Source organism: Paraburkholderia sp. MM5496-R1 (assembly GCF_050436205.1).
GTDB lineage: Bacteria > Pseudomonadota > Gammaproteobacteria > Burkholderiales > Burkholderiaceae > Paraburkholderia > Paraburkholderia tuberum.
The window spans coordinates 2,362,781-2,377,732 of the sequence record NZ_JBNDLT010000002.1; the positions used below are offsets into that span (position 1 = coordinate 2,362,781).

11 protein-coding genes are annotated in these 14,952 nt (G+C 65.7%); 7 read left to right on the forward strand and 4 right to left on the reverse strand.

The genetic code is table 11. The annotated features are described in order from the left end of the window. Window positions 1–84 precede the first annotated feature (84 nt). From OKW38_RS17855 to OKW38_RS17870, 4 genes are all read left to right on the forward strand, one after another. Window positions 85–315 carry a hypothetical protein gene (locus tag OKW38_RS17855; protein WP_018419210.1) on the forward strand — a complete coding sequence of 77 codons (231 nt, stop codon included), beginning with the start codon at window positions 85–87 and terminating at the stop codon, window positions 313–315. Between the two features lie 77 nt (window positions 316–392). Further along, window positions 393–638, forward strand: a complete 246-nt coding sequence (locus OKW38_RS17860) for a hypothetical protein (protein ID WP_184051250.1) — start codon at window positions 393–395, stop codon at window positions 636–638. Between the two features lie 226 nt (window positions 639–864). Further along, window positions 865–1,827 (forward strand): ion channel, encoded by a 963-nt coding sequence (locus tag OKW38_RS17865; protein WP_090802736.1) that lies wholly within the window; start codon window positions 865–867, stop codon window positions 1,825–1,827. Window positions 1,828–2,070: 243 nt separating this feature from the next. Further along, entirely contained in the window at window positions 2,071–5,658 is a 3,588-nt protein-coding gene (locus OKW38_RS17870; RefSeq protein WP_429362517.1) for an indolepyruvate ferredoxin oxidoreductase family protein, read from the forward strand. A 17-nt stretch (window positions 5,659–5,675) separates the two neighbouring features. On the opposite strand, the gene OKW38_RS17875 is transcribed toward OKW38_RS17870, so the two are convergent. Both OKW38_RS17875 and OKW38_RS17880 read right to left on the reverse strand, forming a co-directional pair. Next, entirely contained in the window at window positions 5,676–6,392 is a 717-nt protein-coding gene (locus OKW38_RS17875; RefSeq protein WP_429362519.1) for a copper homeostasis protein CutC, read from the reverse strand. A gap of 35 nt (window positions 6,393–6,427) precedes the next feature. Further along, window positions 6,428–7,714, reverse strand: a complete 1,287-nt coding sequence (locus tag OKW38_RS17880) for an EAL domain-containing protein (RefSeq protein WP_090802732.1) — start codon at window positions 7,712–7,714, stop codon at window positions 6,428–6,430. Between the two features lie 314 nt (window positions 7,715–8,028). On the opposite strand from OKW38_RS17880, the gene OKW38_RS17885 reads away from it, so the two are divergent. Continuing rightward, complete coding sequence (locus OKW38_RS17885) at window positions 8,029–9,684, forward strand: Na+/H+ antiporter (protein WP_429362521.1); 1,656 nt, start codon at window positions 8,029–8,031, stop codon at window positions 9,682–9,684. A gap of 62 nt (window positions 9,685–9,746) precedes the next feature. Here OKW38_RS17885 and OKW38_RS17890 read toward each other — a convergent pair whose 3' ends face one another. Both OKW38_RS17890 and OKW38_RS17895 read right to left on the reverse strand, forming a co-directional pair. Continuing rightward, window positions 9,747–11,054, reverse strand: a complete 1,308-nt coding sequence (locus OKW38_RS17890) for a solute carrier family 23 protein (protein ID WP_090802728.1) — start codon at window positions 11,052–11,054, stop codon at window positions 9,747–9,749. A gap of 149 nt (window positions 11,055–11,203) precedes the next feature. Next, a complete protein-coding gene (locus OKW38_RS17895) occupies window positions 11,204–12,736 on the reverse strand; it encodes a sensor domain-containing diguanylate cyclase (protein ID WP_429362523.1) in 1,533 nt (510 codons plus the stop codon). A 333-nt stretch (window positions 12,737–13,069) separates the two neighbouring features. Between OKW38_RS17895 and antA the strand changes: the two genes are divergently transcribed. After that, window positions 13,070–14,461 carry an anthranilate 1,2-dioxygenase large subunit gene (gene antA / locus OKW38_RS17900; RefSeq protein WP_429362525.1) on the forward strand — a complete coding sequence of 464 codons (1,392 nt, stop codon included), beginning with the start codon at window positions 13,070–13,072 and terminating at the stop codon, window positions 14,459–14,461. Continuing rightward, a complete protein-coding gene (gene antB, locus OKW38_RS17905) occupies window positions 14,458–14,946 on the forward strand; it encodes an anthranilate 1,2-dioxygenase small subunit (RefSeq protein ID WP_184026235.1) in 489 nt (162 codons plus the stop codon). Before antA ends, antB begins: the two co-directional genes overlap by 4 nt. Window positions 14,947–14,952: the final 6 nt, after the last annotated feature.

Below are 14,952 nucleotides of genomic sequence, written 5' to 3' on the forward strand. Positions count from 1 at the left end.
GCGAAGCTGCCCCGGGCGGGAACCGATCCCGCCACGCCGTGCTAGGATGAAAACATCGAAACCTTTGCGAAAAGGAGCGAGGCCATGGAGGACGTCACCTACACCAAAGGGCTCTACACGGCCACCGCGTCGATAAGAGAAGTCGCACATGACGCCTGGCAAGGTGTCGTCACCCTCGCGCGCGACGAAGGCGAACCCAGCGCCGATCAGGAAACCACGCTCTACGAAGTCGACTCGACGTCGTCGACGCCGGGAGAAGCGCTCGAAGAAGCCAAAGCGCTCGCACATCGTATCCTCGGGGAAATCGAACTGTAGGCCGAACCAAGGGGCAGCGCGTCGCGCGTCCTCGCGCATCGGCGCGCCGCTGCCGGACCGGCCGGCTGGAGGCGATCATGGCTGAACAGCTGTTCCAATACGGCGTGTATTCGATTCACGTTCGTCCGCTCGAACTCAGTGGCGCGCGCTGGGACGCGGAATACGAAATCCGTCATCGCGAGAAGGCCGTCAAGGCGTGGACCACGGTCGGCGGCGACGCGGGTTATGCCGAGCAGGCCGAAGCGGTGGAAAGTGCGCATCGGCAGGCGGTCGACGATATCGAGCATGGCGCGGGAATTCCGAAGCCGCACGTGTTTCCGTGACGGCGGATGGGTGGGTGTGGCGCGCGGCTGCGCCCGACCCGCTCGCCGCGCGTGATGCGACCTGACCCAGCCTGAATTCCGGGACGCGCCCGAAAGCATTTCAACGACGGCATGGCGCAACCTCGCACCCTGGCGATACATCGCGCCGCGCTGCCTTCGCACCGCGCGGAAACTCGCGCAGCGCGCCATGCTACGCTGTCCACGTCTTCACTCCCACGAGCGCGTGATGGCAAGCGAACCGTCAGACCGTTTTTCCACGCTCGGCGACACCGACGCGAGGCGCCGCGCGCGCGGCAGTCGCGAAATGCGTCTCGACGATCGCGTGGTGATCGCGCACGGCATGCCGACGCCGCTGTGGCAAGACCTGTATCACCGGGCGCTCGGCGTGCGCTGGCCGGGGTTCTTCGTGTCGCTCGCGCTGCTGTTCCTGCTGCTCAACATCGTGTTCGCCATGCTCTACATGCTCGGCGACGCTCCGATCGCGAATCAGTTTCCGAAGGGCTTCGCCGGCGCGTTCTTCTTTAGCGTCGAAACCCTCGCGACGGTCGGCTACGGCGACATGCATCCGCAAACCGTCTACGCGCACTGGATCGCGACGCTCGAAATCTTCATCGGCATGTCGAGCATCGCGTTGGCGACCGGGCTGATCTTCGCGCGCTTTTCGCGGCCGCACGCGAAGATCATGTTCGCGCGCTACGCGGTGATCCGGCCGATCGACGGCCGCATGACGTTGATGGTGCGTTCGGCCAACGCGCGTCAGAACGTGATCGCCGAGGCACGCGCGCGGCTGCGCATCATGCGCCTGGAGACCTCGATCGAAGGCTTTACGCTGCGCAAGCTCTACGACCTCGCGCTGGTGCGCGACCAGCACCCGGTCTTCAAGCTCGGCTGGACGCTGATGCACATCATCGACGAAGCGAGCCCGCTGTTCGGCGAAAACGCCGAATCGTTGAAAGGCCGCGACGTTTCGCTGCTGCTCACGCTCGAAGGCATCGACGAATCGACGTCGCAAACCATGCAGGCGCGCCACATGTGGACCTGCGACCAGATCGTCTGGCAGCACCGGTTCGTCGACATCATGAGTGAGCGCGACGGCGTGAGCCACATCGACTACGCGCACTTCGACGAAATCGTGCCGCTCGATGCGGCACCGCTCCAACCGGACATCGCGGCGAACACGGCGCAATAGCAACAGCCATCGTCCCATTCGCCGCCCCACGATACCCCAGGGCATACCCGAAGCGCGCCGCCGCGTGGCAAATCCGGCTCAAAAGCGGGCCGAAACGCGCGACTCGTCGCGCCCATTCGCGCACGCCCGATTAAAGAAGAAATAATTCACTCTCACGAGCGCTAAAAAATAGAGTCTCTTTCGCTGCGCGGCATCCGTGACCCCACCGCCCGCGCGCGAAGCCAGAACATTGGAGACTCCCCCATGACCGCTCGCCTGCCCATCGACGGCACGCCCGCACTCGCCGACTATAAGCTTTCCGACAATCTCACCGCGACGCGCGGACGGATCTTTCTGACCGGCACTCAGGCGCTCGTGCGCCTCGCGCTGATGCAGCGCGCGCTCGACAAGACCCGCAACCTGAACACGGCCGGCTTCATCAGCGGCTATCGCGGCTCGCCGCTCGGCATGGTCGATCAGCAGTTGTGGAAGGCGAAAAAACTGCTCGCCGCGAGCGACATCCGCTTTCTGCCCGCGATCAACGAAGAACTCGGCGGCACCGCCGTGCTCGGCACGCAGCGCGTCGAAGCCGATCCCGAGCGCACCGTCGATGGCGTATTCGCGATGTGGTACGGCAAAGGCCCGGGCGTCGACCGCGCGGGCGATGCCTTGAAGCACGGCAACGCGTACGGCTCGTCGCCGCACGGCGGCGTGCTGGTAGTCGCGGGCGACGATCACGGCTGCGTGTCGTCGTCGATGCCGCATCAGAGCGACTTCGCGTTGATCGGCTGGCACATGCCGGTCGTGAATCCGTCGAACATCGCGGACATGCTCGAATTCGGCCTGTATGGCTGGGCGTTGTCGCGCTTCTCCGGTGCGTGGGTCGGCTACAAGGCCATTTCGGAGACCGTCGAATCGGGCTCGACCGTCGATCTCGACGCGCTGCAAACCGAATGGACACCGCCACCGGAATTCGAAGCACCAGCCGGCGGTCTGCACAACCGCTGGCCCGATCTGCCGAGCCTGACGATCGAAGCGCGTCTGCACGCGAAGCTCGACGCGGTGCGCCATTTTGCGCGCATGAACAGCATCGACAAATGGATCGCGCCGAGCCCGCACGCCAATGTCGGCATCGTCACCTGCGGCAAGGCGCATCTCGATCTGATGGAAGCGCTGCGCCGGCTCGATCTGAAGGTCGCCGATCTCGACGCGGCCGGCGTGCGCATCTACAAGGTCGGGCTGTCGTTTCCGCTGGAGATGACGCGCATCGACGCGTTCGTGTCGGGTCTGTCCGAAGTGCTCGTGATCGAAGAGAAAGGCCCGGTCATCGAGCAACAGATCAAGGACTATCTGTACAACCGCACACAAGGCACACGGCCGGTCGTGGTCGGCAAGCACGCCGAAGATGGCACGTTGCTGCTGTCGTCGCTCGGCGAATTGCGGCCGTCGCGCATTCTCCCGGTGTTCGCGAACTGGCTCGCGAAGCACAAGCCGGCGCTCGATCGCCGTGAACGCGTCGTCGATCTGGTCGCGCCGCAGATCCTGTCGAACGCGGCGGACAGCGTGAAGCGCACGCCATACTTCTGCTCCGGCTGCCCGCACAACACGTCGACGAAAGTGCCGGACGGCTCGATCGCGCAGGCGGGCATCGGCTGTCATTTCATGGCGTCGTGGATGGAGCGCGACACGACCGGGCTGATTCAGATGGGCGGCGAAGGCGTCGACTGGGCCGCGCATTCGATGTTCACGAAAACCCGCCACGTATTCCAGAATCTCGGCGACGGCACCTACTTTCACTCCGGCATTCTCGCGATCCGCCAGGCGGTCGCCGCGAACGCGACGATCACCTACAAGATCCTCTATAACGACGCGGTCGCGATGACGGGCGGCCAGCCGGTCGACGGCAGCATCTCGGTGCCGCAGATCGCGCGACAGGTCGAAGCCGAGGGCGTGTCGCGCTTCGTCGTGGTCAGCGACGAGCCGGAGAAATACGACGGCCATCACGGCCAGTTTCCGCAGGGCACGACGTTTCACCATCGCAGCGAGATGGACGCGGTGCAGCGCCAGTTGCGCGACACCGACGGCGTGACCGTGCTGATCTACGACCAGACCTGTGCGGCCGAAAAACGCCGGCGCCGCAAGAAGGGCGAATTCCCCGACCCGAACAAACGGCTCTTCATCAACGAGGAAGTCTGCGAAGGCTGCGGCGATTGCGGCGTGCAGTCGAACTGTTTGTCGGTGGAACCGGTGGAAACCGCGCTCGGTCGCAAGCGCCGCATCGATCAGTCGTCGTGCAACAAGGACTACTCGTGCGTGAACGGCTTTTGCCCGAGCTTCGTCACCATCGAAGGCGGTACGCTGAAAAAAGCCGCGGGCGACGCGTTCGATCCGCAGGCGCTCGCCACCCACGTCGACGCGTTGCCGATTCCCGCGACGCAACTCGATGCCGCGCCGTACGACATCCTCATCACGGGCGTCGGCGGCACCGGCGTCGTGACGGTCGGCGCCTTGATCAGCATGGCCGCGCACCTCGAAGGCAAGAGCGCGTCGGTGCTCGACTTCATGGGCTTCGCGCAGAAGGGCGGCGCGGTGCTGTCGTTCGTGCGCTTTGCCGCCCGCGACGAATGGCTGAACCAGGTCCGCATCGACACGCAGCAGGCCGACGTGCTGCTCGCCTGTGACATGGTGGTCGGCGCGAGTGCCGATGCACTGCAGACGGTGCGACATGGCCGCACGCGCATCGTCGTCAACACGCATGCGATTCCGAACGCGAGCTTCGTGCAGAACCCGGATGCGACGCTGCATGCCGACGCGCTGATCGACAAGATGCGTCACGCGGCCGGGGAAGAGCGTATGTCGACGTGCGACGCGCAAGCGCTCGCAACGCGTTTTCTCGGCGATACGATCGGCGCGAACATTCTGATGCTCGGTTTCGCGTGGCAGCTCGGTCTCGTGCCGGTGTCGTTCGCCGCGATGATGCGCGCGATCGAACTGAACAACGTCGCCGTGCAGATGAACCAGCTCGCGTTCTCGATCGGGCGCATGGCCGCGGCTGATCCCGCCGCGCTCGAATCGCTGTGGCAGTCGCGTCATGCACCGAAGCCGAGCGTGCGGGTCGATACGCTCGACGAGCTGATCGCCCATCGCGAAGCACGGCTGCTCGCGTATGGCGGCGCGGCTTATGTGAAGCGGTACCGCTCGCTCGTCGATGCGGCACGGCGCGCGGAAACCGCCGTCGATGCGGCGAGCGAGCGCGTGACGCGCGCGGTCGCGAGCACGTTCTACCGGCTGCTCGCGGTAAAGGATGAATACGAAGTTGCGCGTCTGCATACGGATACCGCGTTCCGCGATGCGCTCGAAGCGCAGTTCGAGGGCGTCGCCGGCAAGGACTTCACGATCCGCTTCAACCTCGCGCCGCCGACGCTCACGCGCGCGCAACCCGGCGCCGTGCCGACGAAGAAAACCTATGGTCAGTGGATGTGGCCCGTGCTCGGCCTGCTCGCGAAATGGCGCGGTCTGCGTGGCTCTGCGCTCGATCCGTTCGGCCGCACGCTCGAGCGCAAGATGGAGCGCGAGCTCGCGAGCGATTACGAAGCCACGCTGCAACGTGCGCTAGCGAAACTCGACGCGAGCCATTTCGACGACGTCGCGAAACTCGCTGAACTGCATGCGCGCGTGCGCGGGTATGGGCACGTGAAGCTGGCGAATCTGGCGGGGGTCAAGCGTGGTGAGCGTGACCTCGCCGCGCGCCTCGGCATCGATGCGGCGACGGGTGTCGCGGTGAAGAAGTCGCTCGAGGAGATGAAGGGCGCCGGGCAGTTGCGCGGCATTCCGGTGGTGGTCGCGAAGTAAGTGGTTCGTTGCGCTGCTCACCGTTGCATCGCGTCGAGCAGCGCCCTCACCTGCATCACCTTCGCCGGATCGACTGGCGCGAGTCCGTTGCCGTTCACGCGCACGCCGGAGCCGAAATGCACGGCCTCGACGTGCGTTTTGCTCACGAACTCCGCGACCGCATCGACCGTCAAGCCGGCACCGGCGAGCACCGTGCAATGCGAGCCGGCAGCCTGCCGCAGCAATTCGCCGATCGTCGCTTGCGCCCGCAGCACCGACGGCTGTCCGCCCGACGTCAGCACATTCGTCACCGCCTCGAAACCGAGCAATACGTCGAGCGCTTCGCGCAGATCGCGCGCCTCGTCGAACGCGCGATGGAACGTGATCGCGAGTCCATCGGCAGCTTCGCACGCGCGCGCGAGACCTTCGCGGTCGATCGCCCGCTCCGCATCGAGCATGCCGATCACGATGCCGTTCGCGCCGGCCGCCTTGACGGCCCGGATGTCGCGCAGCATCACCGCGTAGTCGTCGGCGTCGTAGACGAACGCGCGGCTATGCGGCCGCACGATCACGTTCACGGGGACGCCGGCTGCCCGGACGCCGAGCGCTGAAACCACCGCCTCGATCAACCCCACACTCGGCGTCAATCCGCCCTCGCCCATCGCGGTCACGAGTTCGAGACGGTCGGCACCGGCCTGCGCGGCAGCGCGCGCATCGGCGACGGTCGTGGCAATCACTTCGAGCAGCACGGACATGAGCGCAACCTGGTGTCGTTGAAAACGACATCATGTCAGATGCGCGCGTCGCGTTCGTCTTCGACCCAGTCGATATCGCCGCACAGCACGCAGGTCTCGCTGCCGACGCGCGTTGCCACCGACAGCGTCACGCACGGCAACGCCTCGTTGATCGACAGATACGGCCGCGTCACGTGCACCCGCTCCGGCGCATTGATCGCGACGCTGAAGTACGGCCGACGCAGCCAGTTCGCGCCCTGCGCGTCGGCGAGCGGCAGAAAGCGCGTTTCGTGCGCCGCGCGATCGGCGCGCAGCACGACGTTGCGGCCGGCCTGGCGCCCCTTCGCGTCGAGCAGAAAACAGCGCGCCACGTGATCGAGCGCGAGGAAATTCCAGCACACCTCGTCGAGCGGCTCACCGGCGGCGAGACGCTCCGCGGCGCGCTCGAACGCGCGCAGATACGGCGCGAGCCGACTTGCGCTGCGCCGCTCGCGTGCCTCGGCCTGCTCACGATAACGCTCGGTGACTTCGCCGATGCAAACCGCCGCGTGGATCGGATCGGCAACACCCGGATTCGGCCGGCCAAAGAAAAAGCCCTGCACGAAGTCGGCATTGCAGGCGAGCGCCATCTGCGCTTCGTGCTCGGTTTCGATGCCCTCGATCAGCACGAGCTTGCCCGCTTCATGCAGCATCGCCACGAGCCCCGGCAGGATCGTCGCCATGTCGGCGCGATGCGCGGCATGCGACAGCATGACGCGGTCGAGCTTCACGATGTCGGGATTCAGTTGCCAGATCCGCTCGATGTTCGAATGGCCGGCGCCGAAATCATCGAGCGCGATCAGGAAGCCGCGCTCGCGAAACTCGCGCACCGCGTCGGCGAGTCGATCGAGATCTTCGGCGCTCTGCTCGAGCACTTCGAGCACGACGCGCCGCGGCGACAGATCGAGCCGCCGCAGATTGGCGAGCAAAGCGGCCGCGAGATACGGGTCGGTCAGCACGCCCGGGTGCACGTTCAGGAACAACCATTCGCGCTCGGCGCCGAGCACCTTGAAGTTCTCCAGATGCAGCGTCTGCGCCAGCCGGTCGATCTGCAGCGCGTCGCCGAGGCGCGCGGCCTCGCCGAACACATCGAGCGGCGACACCGCGCGATCGAGCGCGTCGTGCGCGCGCAGCAAGCCCTCATAGCCGACCGCGCGCAGGTGCGACAGACTGAAAATCGGCTGGAACACGCTGGTAAGCGTCAGTTCGCCGTGCTGCACCGAATAGCGTTGAAGGCCCGAGCTCACCTCGACCTCGAAGCCGTGCGGCACGCTCGCCGCCCTGTCCTGTTGCGCAATCGTCATGCAATCCTCTCACGCGAGAGCCGGCCGGTCCGAACGCGACCGGCAACGAGCTCTCAAAATGTGCGTCATCGTTACCGGTTAAGCAAGGTCCATGCGCACGCTGGCGCACACTGCGCTGTAACTCGGCCGAAACATTGCACCGGCGACAGCGCTCGTGCGCCGCCCGTGGGCGTCGCGCGCACCGTTGCGGTGCACCGATTCGCAGGCCGCGTCGCGGCGAAGCTCGCGGCAACGGCGCGCGCCGCCGGGCTACACTCGACCCTGCGCATCGCGCCCTCTCCCGGGACAACCCCTGCATCCCCCGAAACAACACGATGGAAATTGTCTTTACCGTCCTGATCCTGCTACTCGCGGTCGCCGCGTCCGGCATGCTGACCCGCGCGCTGCCGTTCAAGCTGCCGCTGCCGCTCGTGCAGATCGCGATCGGCGCGATGCTCGCGTGGCCGCGCCTCGAATTGCACGTCGCGTTCGATCCGGAAATCTTCATGCTGCTGTTCATTCCGCCGCTGCTGTTCGCGGACGGCTGGCGCATCCCGAAGCGCGAGTTCTTCATGGCGCGCCGCGCGATCCTGATGCTCGCGCTAGGCCTCGTGTTCATGACGGTGCTGGTGGTCGGTCACTTCGTGCACGCGCTGGTGCCGCAGATCTCGCTGCCGGTCGCATTCGCGCTCGCCGCCGTGTTGTCGCCGACCGACGCAGTCGCGCTGTCCGGCATCGCCGGCAAGGGCAAGATTCCGGTGCAGCTGATGCATATCCTCGAAGGCGAGGCGCTGATGAACGACGCGTCAGGCCTCGTCGCGCTGAAGTTCGCGATCGCCGCCGCGCTGACCGGCGCGTTCTCGCTGCGCGAAGCGTCGGTGAGCTTCGTGATCATCGCGGTGGGCGGCCTCGCGGTCGGCGCGGCGGTGAGCGCGGTGTTCAGCTTCGTGTCCGCGCGCTTCCTGAATCTCACCGAAGAAGGCGATCCCGCGCCGGGCGTCGTGATGACCCTGCTGATCCCGTTCGCCGCCTATCTGACCGCCGAGCGCTTCGAGCTGTCGGGCGTTCTCGCCGCGGTCTCCGCCGGCATGATGATGAACTACGCGAGCATCACGGAAAAATGGCAGGTCGCCTCGCGCGTGCGGGCTTCGAGCACGTGGACGATGATCGAGTTCGTGTTCAACGGCATGGTGTTCATCCTGCTCGGCCTGCAGTTTCCGCACATCCTCGGCCGCGCGCTGCTCGACGCGCACGAAACCAACGACGCGCAGGTCGCGCTGCTGATCGGCTATATCGTTGCGGTGGCGCTCGCGCTGTACGCGATGCGCTTCGCGTGGGTGTGGCTGCTGCGCTGGTTCGCGAGCCGCGGCGCGACGAAGCACGGCGTCGCGAACGCAGTGCCCGGGTTGCGCATGGTGTCGGTGACGACGGTGGCCGGCGTGCGCGGCGCGGTGACGCTCGCGGGCGTGCTGTCGCTGCCGGAGGTGCTGCCGAACGGCACGCCGCTGCCGGGACGCGATCTCGCGATCTTCATCGCGTCGGGGGTGATCCTGGTGTCGCTGCTGGTGGCGGTGGCCGCGTTGCCGCTGCTGCTGCGCGGCTGGCGGCGCGGCAAGGACCCGCACGCCGCCGAGGAAGCACTCGCGCGTACGCTCGCCGCGCAGTCGGCGATTCGCGCGATCGATCATCTGCACGACACGGAATGCGCGGACCTCGAGGAATCGGCTCAGGCGTACGCGACCGATGTAACCGCGCGGGTAATGGACCTGTACCGCCGCCGCCTCGCGACGCTCGACGACGAACAGGCGCCACGCGAACTCGCGCGCCGTGCCGATGCCCTCGAATTCCGCATGAAGCTCGCGGCGATGCGCGCCGAGCGCAAGACGCTGCTCGACCTGCGCGACACCCAGCGCATCAACGACGAGACGCTGTACAAGCTGATGCGCGAAGTGGATCTGTCGGAAACGGCGCTGACCGCGCGCAAAAGGTAGGAGTTGGCTGCCGCATTGGCATCGGCACCGGCGCTTGACATGCCAGTGCCGATAAAAGACGCTCAGGCCACCGGCCCTTGCGTCGGCTTTCTTCTCAGCAGCGCGTACAGGATGATCGCGCCGAACGTCGCGGTGCCGATGCCACCGAGCCCGAAGCTGCCGAGCTTCAGCGAGAAGTCGCCGGCGCCGAGCACGAGCGTGACGGCCGCGACGATCAGATTGCGGTTGTCGGAGAAGTCGACCTTGTTGACGACCCAGATGCGCGCGCCCGTCACCGCGATCAGCCCGAATACGACGATCGACACACCGCCCAGCACCGGTCCCGGAATCGTCTGGATCACCGCGCCGAACTTCGGCGAAAAGCCGAGCACGAGGGCGATCAACGCGGCGATCACGAACACCAGCGTCGAATAGATCTTCGTGACCGCCATCACGCCGATGTTCTCCGCGTACGTGGTCACGCCGGTACCGCCCGCGAAGCCGGACACGACCGTCGCGAGCGCATCGCCGAGAAACGCGCGGCCGATATAGCGGTCGAGGTTCTGGCCCGTCATCGCGCTGACGGCCTTGATGTGGCCGAGGTTTTCGGCGACGAGGATCACCGCGATCGGCGCGAGCAGCGTCATCGCGTGCGGGTCGAACACCGGCGACATGAAGTGCGGCATGCCGAACCACGCGGCGTTCGCGACGATCGAGAAATCGATCGGCTTGCCCATGCCGAGGCCGTTCGTGACGATCGCGTAAATGACGTAGGCGAGCAGCAGGCCGACCAGGATCAGCAGACGCTGGAGCATGCCGCGCGTGAACACCGCGACCGCGCCGACGCACAGCACCGTGACGAGCGCCATCCACGACTCGAAATTGCTGCCGCTCACGCCATGCACGGCGATCGGCGCGAGGTTCAGACCGATCACGCAGACGATCGCGCCGGTCACGACCGGCGGCATCAGCGTTTCGATCCAGCCCGTGCCGACCGCCGCCACGATCAGGCCGATCACCCCGTACGCGACGCCGCACGCGATGATGCCGCCCAACGCGACCGCAATATTCGGGTTCGCGCCGTGTCCGCCATAGCCGGTCACCGCGATCACGAGGCCGATGAACGCAAAGCTCGAACCGAGATAGCTCGGCACGCGCCCGCCGACGAGCACGAAGAACAGCAGCGTGCCGATCCCCGACATGAAAATGGCCAGGTTCGGATCGAAGCCCATCAGCAACGGCGCGAGCACGGTCGAGCCGAACATCGCGACGACGTGCTGGACGCCCATCGCGAACATCTGCGGCCACCCGAGCCGTTCGTCGATGCCGACGATGCCGCCTTCGGCGCCGGCAGGCTGGCGGCGCCAGCGGGGGAAATAGGATGCGGCCATCGCGGGGATTCTCCTCAGGGTCGGCGTGGTGTGTGCCGATCACGCGCTGCGGCGTGGGTCCGGCAAAAGTTACGCGCGAGTTTACGGAGAGCAATAAGGGCTGGCAAGCGGGCCGACGAGTGGCTCGGGAAACGAGCCCTGGAAGCGCGTCAATTCGCGCGGCGCGGGTCGGGGTCCGGCGTCACCGCGGCGCCGTCCCGCGCGGAGTGGTCCGTCGGCGCGCCGTACAGCATCACCCGATTGCGGCCGGCATCCTTCGCGCGATACAGCGCTTCGTCGGCGGCGTCGACGAGCGCGCGGCTCGTCGCGAGCGCCGCGCCCTGCGCGGTCGCAGCGCCTGCGCTCACCGTCAGCACGTGATGCGTGCTCGCCACATGGCGGCATTGCAGCGCCTGCACCGCCGCGCGCATCTGCTCGGCGATCCGCTGCGCGCCCGTCGCGTCGGTGTCCGGCAGCAGCACCGCGAACTCCTCGCCGCCGAAGCGCGCGGCCGTATCGCCCGGACGTCGCACGTTCTGCGCGATACAGCGCGCGACGCCGATCAGCGCTTCGTCGCCGGCCGAATGGCCGTACAGGTCGTTGAAGCCCTTGAAGTTGTCGACATCGATCAGCAGCAGCGACAGCGGCCGGCCGGTGCGCTGCGCGCGTCGCCATTCGTCGTTCACGTGCTCCTCGAAGGCGCGGCGGTTGTTCAGGCCGGTCAGCCCGTCCGTGCGCGCCAGTTCGCGCAACTCTTCCTCGGCCGCGCGGCGCAGACGCAACTGGCGTGAGAACAGGATCGCGAGCGCGATGATCGTCACGTCGAGCGCGCCGATCAGCGTGCCGATGATCCATGCGCGCCGCCGCCACTCGACGTAGACGTCGCGCGTCGAGAGCGCGACGTCGAGGATCAGCGGAAAGCCGTCGATATGGCGGAACGCATACCAGCGCTCGACGCGATCGATCGCCGCCGTGCCGAAGAAGTCGCCGCTCGGCTGCTTGATGAAGCGCGAGAAGTTGGCCGAGCCGGTCAGGTTGATGCCGATCGTTTTCGAATCGTAAGGACGGCGCATCAACATCGTGCCGTCGCTGAGCATCAATGCCATCGAGCCGCTCGGCCCGAGCTTCATGCCGTCGAACAGCCGATGGAAATACGTGAGGCGCAGCGTGCCGACCACCACGCCGCCGAAGCTGCCGTCCGGCCTCGAGATGCGCCGGCTCAGCGCGATGCGCAGGTCGTCGTCGGTGCCGCTCGGGCTGAACGGATGGCTGATGTACAGGCCGACGTCGGGTGAAGCGCGCTGCGACTTGAAGTAGTCGCGGTCCGCATGGTTACTTGCGCGCGGCGGCCACGCGCGCGAATCGAAGCGCACGTTGCCGTTCTCGTCGAGCACGAATACCGAGCCCATGTCCTTTGCGCTGATCGAGCCGTCGAACAGCACCATCTGGCGGATCTCCGGCGGCAGATCGAGCACGCCCGGCTGCTTCAGTCCGTCGATCGCGGCGCGCAGCGACAGGTCGTAGATCTCGAGATTGCGCGACACGTCGCGCTGGACCAGCAGGGATATGTTGGCGATGGAGTCCTGCGCGCGCCGCAACGCATCTTCGCGCATCTGTGCGAGCAGCGATACGGCGATCGCGAGGATCGCGCCAGCCAGCAAGACACTGATCGCAATCACGTTGTTCGGTCGGCGCGTCACCATGCGTTTTTGGTTCTGACATGCGCTGAACGTCGCGCGTGAAGAAGCGGCCGCGTCTCGGCAATCACCGTCAAAAACGCGACCTACGAAAACGGTAGCGTAGCAGACATGGCGCACAGGCAAACGTTTGCGTAGCCGGGTTTTTGCCCGCTTGCGCCAGAAGGGCACGCCAGAAGTCCCGTCCGGCGGGGGTTGCGCCCGATCGCCAGATTATCCAGGCGCCGTCCAATTATTCGGATAGCAAATGCGAATTGGCTGGATAGTTGGCCTCGCCACTTGGGTATTCAATCGAGCCTGTCACGTTCAAACGATTGAACACAAGGAGAGCGACACATCATGAGCGAGAAGCGCAGCGCCTCGGAATGGCGCGAATTCGTCAGCGGCTGTCTGGACTTCCGCCCCGCGGAAGGCGTGTACCGGATTGCCCGCGAAATGTTCACGGAGCCCGAGCTGTTCTCGCTCGAGATGGAGCACATCTTCGAGAAGGCCTGGATCTATGCGTGCCACGAAAGCGAGATCCCCAACAAGAACGATTTCCTGACGATGCGCGCGGGCCGCCAGCCGCTGATCATCTCGCGCGACGGCGCGGGCAACCTGAACGCGATGATCAACGCGTGCCAGCACCGCGGTGCGACGCTCACGCGTATGACCAAGGGCAGCCAGTCGACCTTCACGTGCCCGTTCCATGCGTGGTGCTACAAGAACGACGGCCGGCTCGTGAAGGTGAAGGCGCCGGGCGAATACTGCGACGACTTCGACAAGTCGGTGCGCGGCCTGAAGAAAGCGCGCATCGCGAGCTACAAGGGCTTCGTGTTCGTGAGCCTCGACGTCGACGGCATCGACACGCTCGAAGACTATCTCGGCGACGCGCGCATCTTCTTCGACATGATGGTCGCGCAGTCGCCGACCGGCGAGCTCGAAGTGCTGCCCGGCAAGTCGACCTACACGTTCGACGGCAACTGGAAGCTGCAGAACGAGAACGGTCTCGACGGCTATCACGTGAGCACCGTGCACTACAACTACGTGGCGACCGTGCAGCACCGCATCGAAGCGAATGCGAAGAAAGGGGATAACCCCGGCGGCACGCTCGACTACAGCAAGCTCGGCGCCGGCGACAGCGAAACCGACGACGGCTGGTTCGCGTTCAGGAATGGCCACAGCGTGCTGTTCAGCGACATGCCGAACCCGCAAGTGCGTCCCGGCTACGAGAGCGTGATGCCGCGGCTCGTCGAAGCCTACGGCCAGAACAAGGCCGAATGGATGATGCACCGGCTGCGCAATCTGAATGTCTACCCGAGTCTGTTCTTCATGGACCAGATCAGTTCGCAACTGCGCATCGTGCGGCCGGTCGCGTGGAACAAGACCGAGGTCATCAGCCAGTGCATCGGCGTGAAGGGCGAATCGGCGCAGGATCGCGAGAACCGCATCCGTCAGTTCGAAGACTTCTTCAACGTGTCCGGCATGGGCACGCCCGACGATCTCGTCGAGTTCCGCGAGCAGCAGCGCGGCTTCCAGGCGCGCCTCGAACGCTGGAGCGACATCTCGCGCGGGCATCACAAGTGGGCCAGCGGCGCGACCGCGAACACCACGCTGCTCGGCATCGAGCCGAATCTGACCGGCACCGAGCTGACCCACGAAGGGCTTTACGTGAACCAGCACGGCACCTGGCGCGACACGATCCTCAAGGGTCTCGACAAATCCATCGAATCGCAGGGAGAGCAGGCATGAGCCAACTCCAACACTCCGTCGAGCAGTTTCTGTATCTGAAGGCCGATCTGTGCGACAAGCAGCAATGGGACGAATACCTCGATCTATTCGATCCGCAGAGCGTGTTTCATGTGCCGCAGTGGGATTCCGAGCACGTGTACACGACCGATCCGAAGCAGGGCATGTCGCTGATTTACTACTCGGATCGCGCCGGTCTCGAAGACCGCGTGTTCCGGCTGCGCACCGGCAAGTCGGCCGCGTCGACGCCGCTGCCGCGCACGATGCATCAGATCAGCAACGTGCGTCTGAGCGAGCGCGAAGATTCGAGCGTCGAAGCGAACGTGAACTGGTCGACGCTGTACACGCGTCACGGCTCGACCGACTACTTCTACGGCCGCGCGGTGTACGACCTGCAAGCGTCGGGCGATAGCTGGAAGATCAAGCGCAAGCACGTGCTGCTGCTGAACGACCACATCAACGCGGTGCTGGATTTCTACCATCTGTAAGCCGGG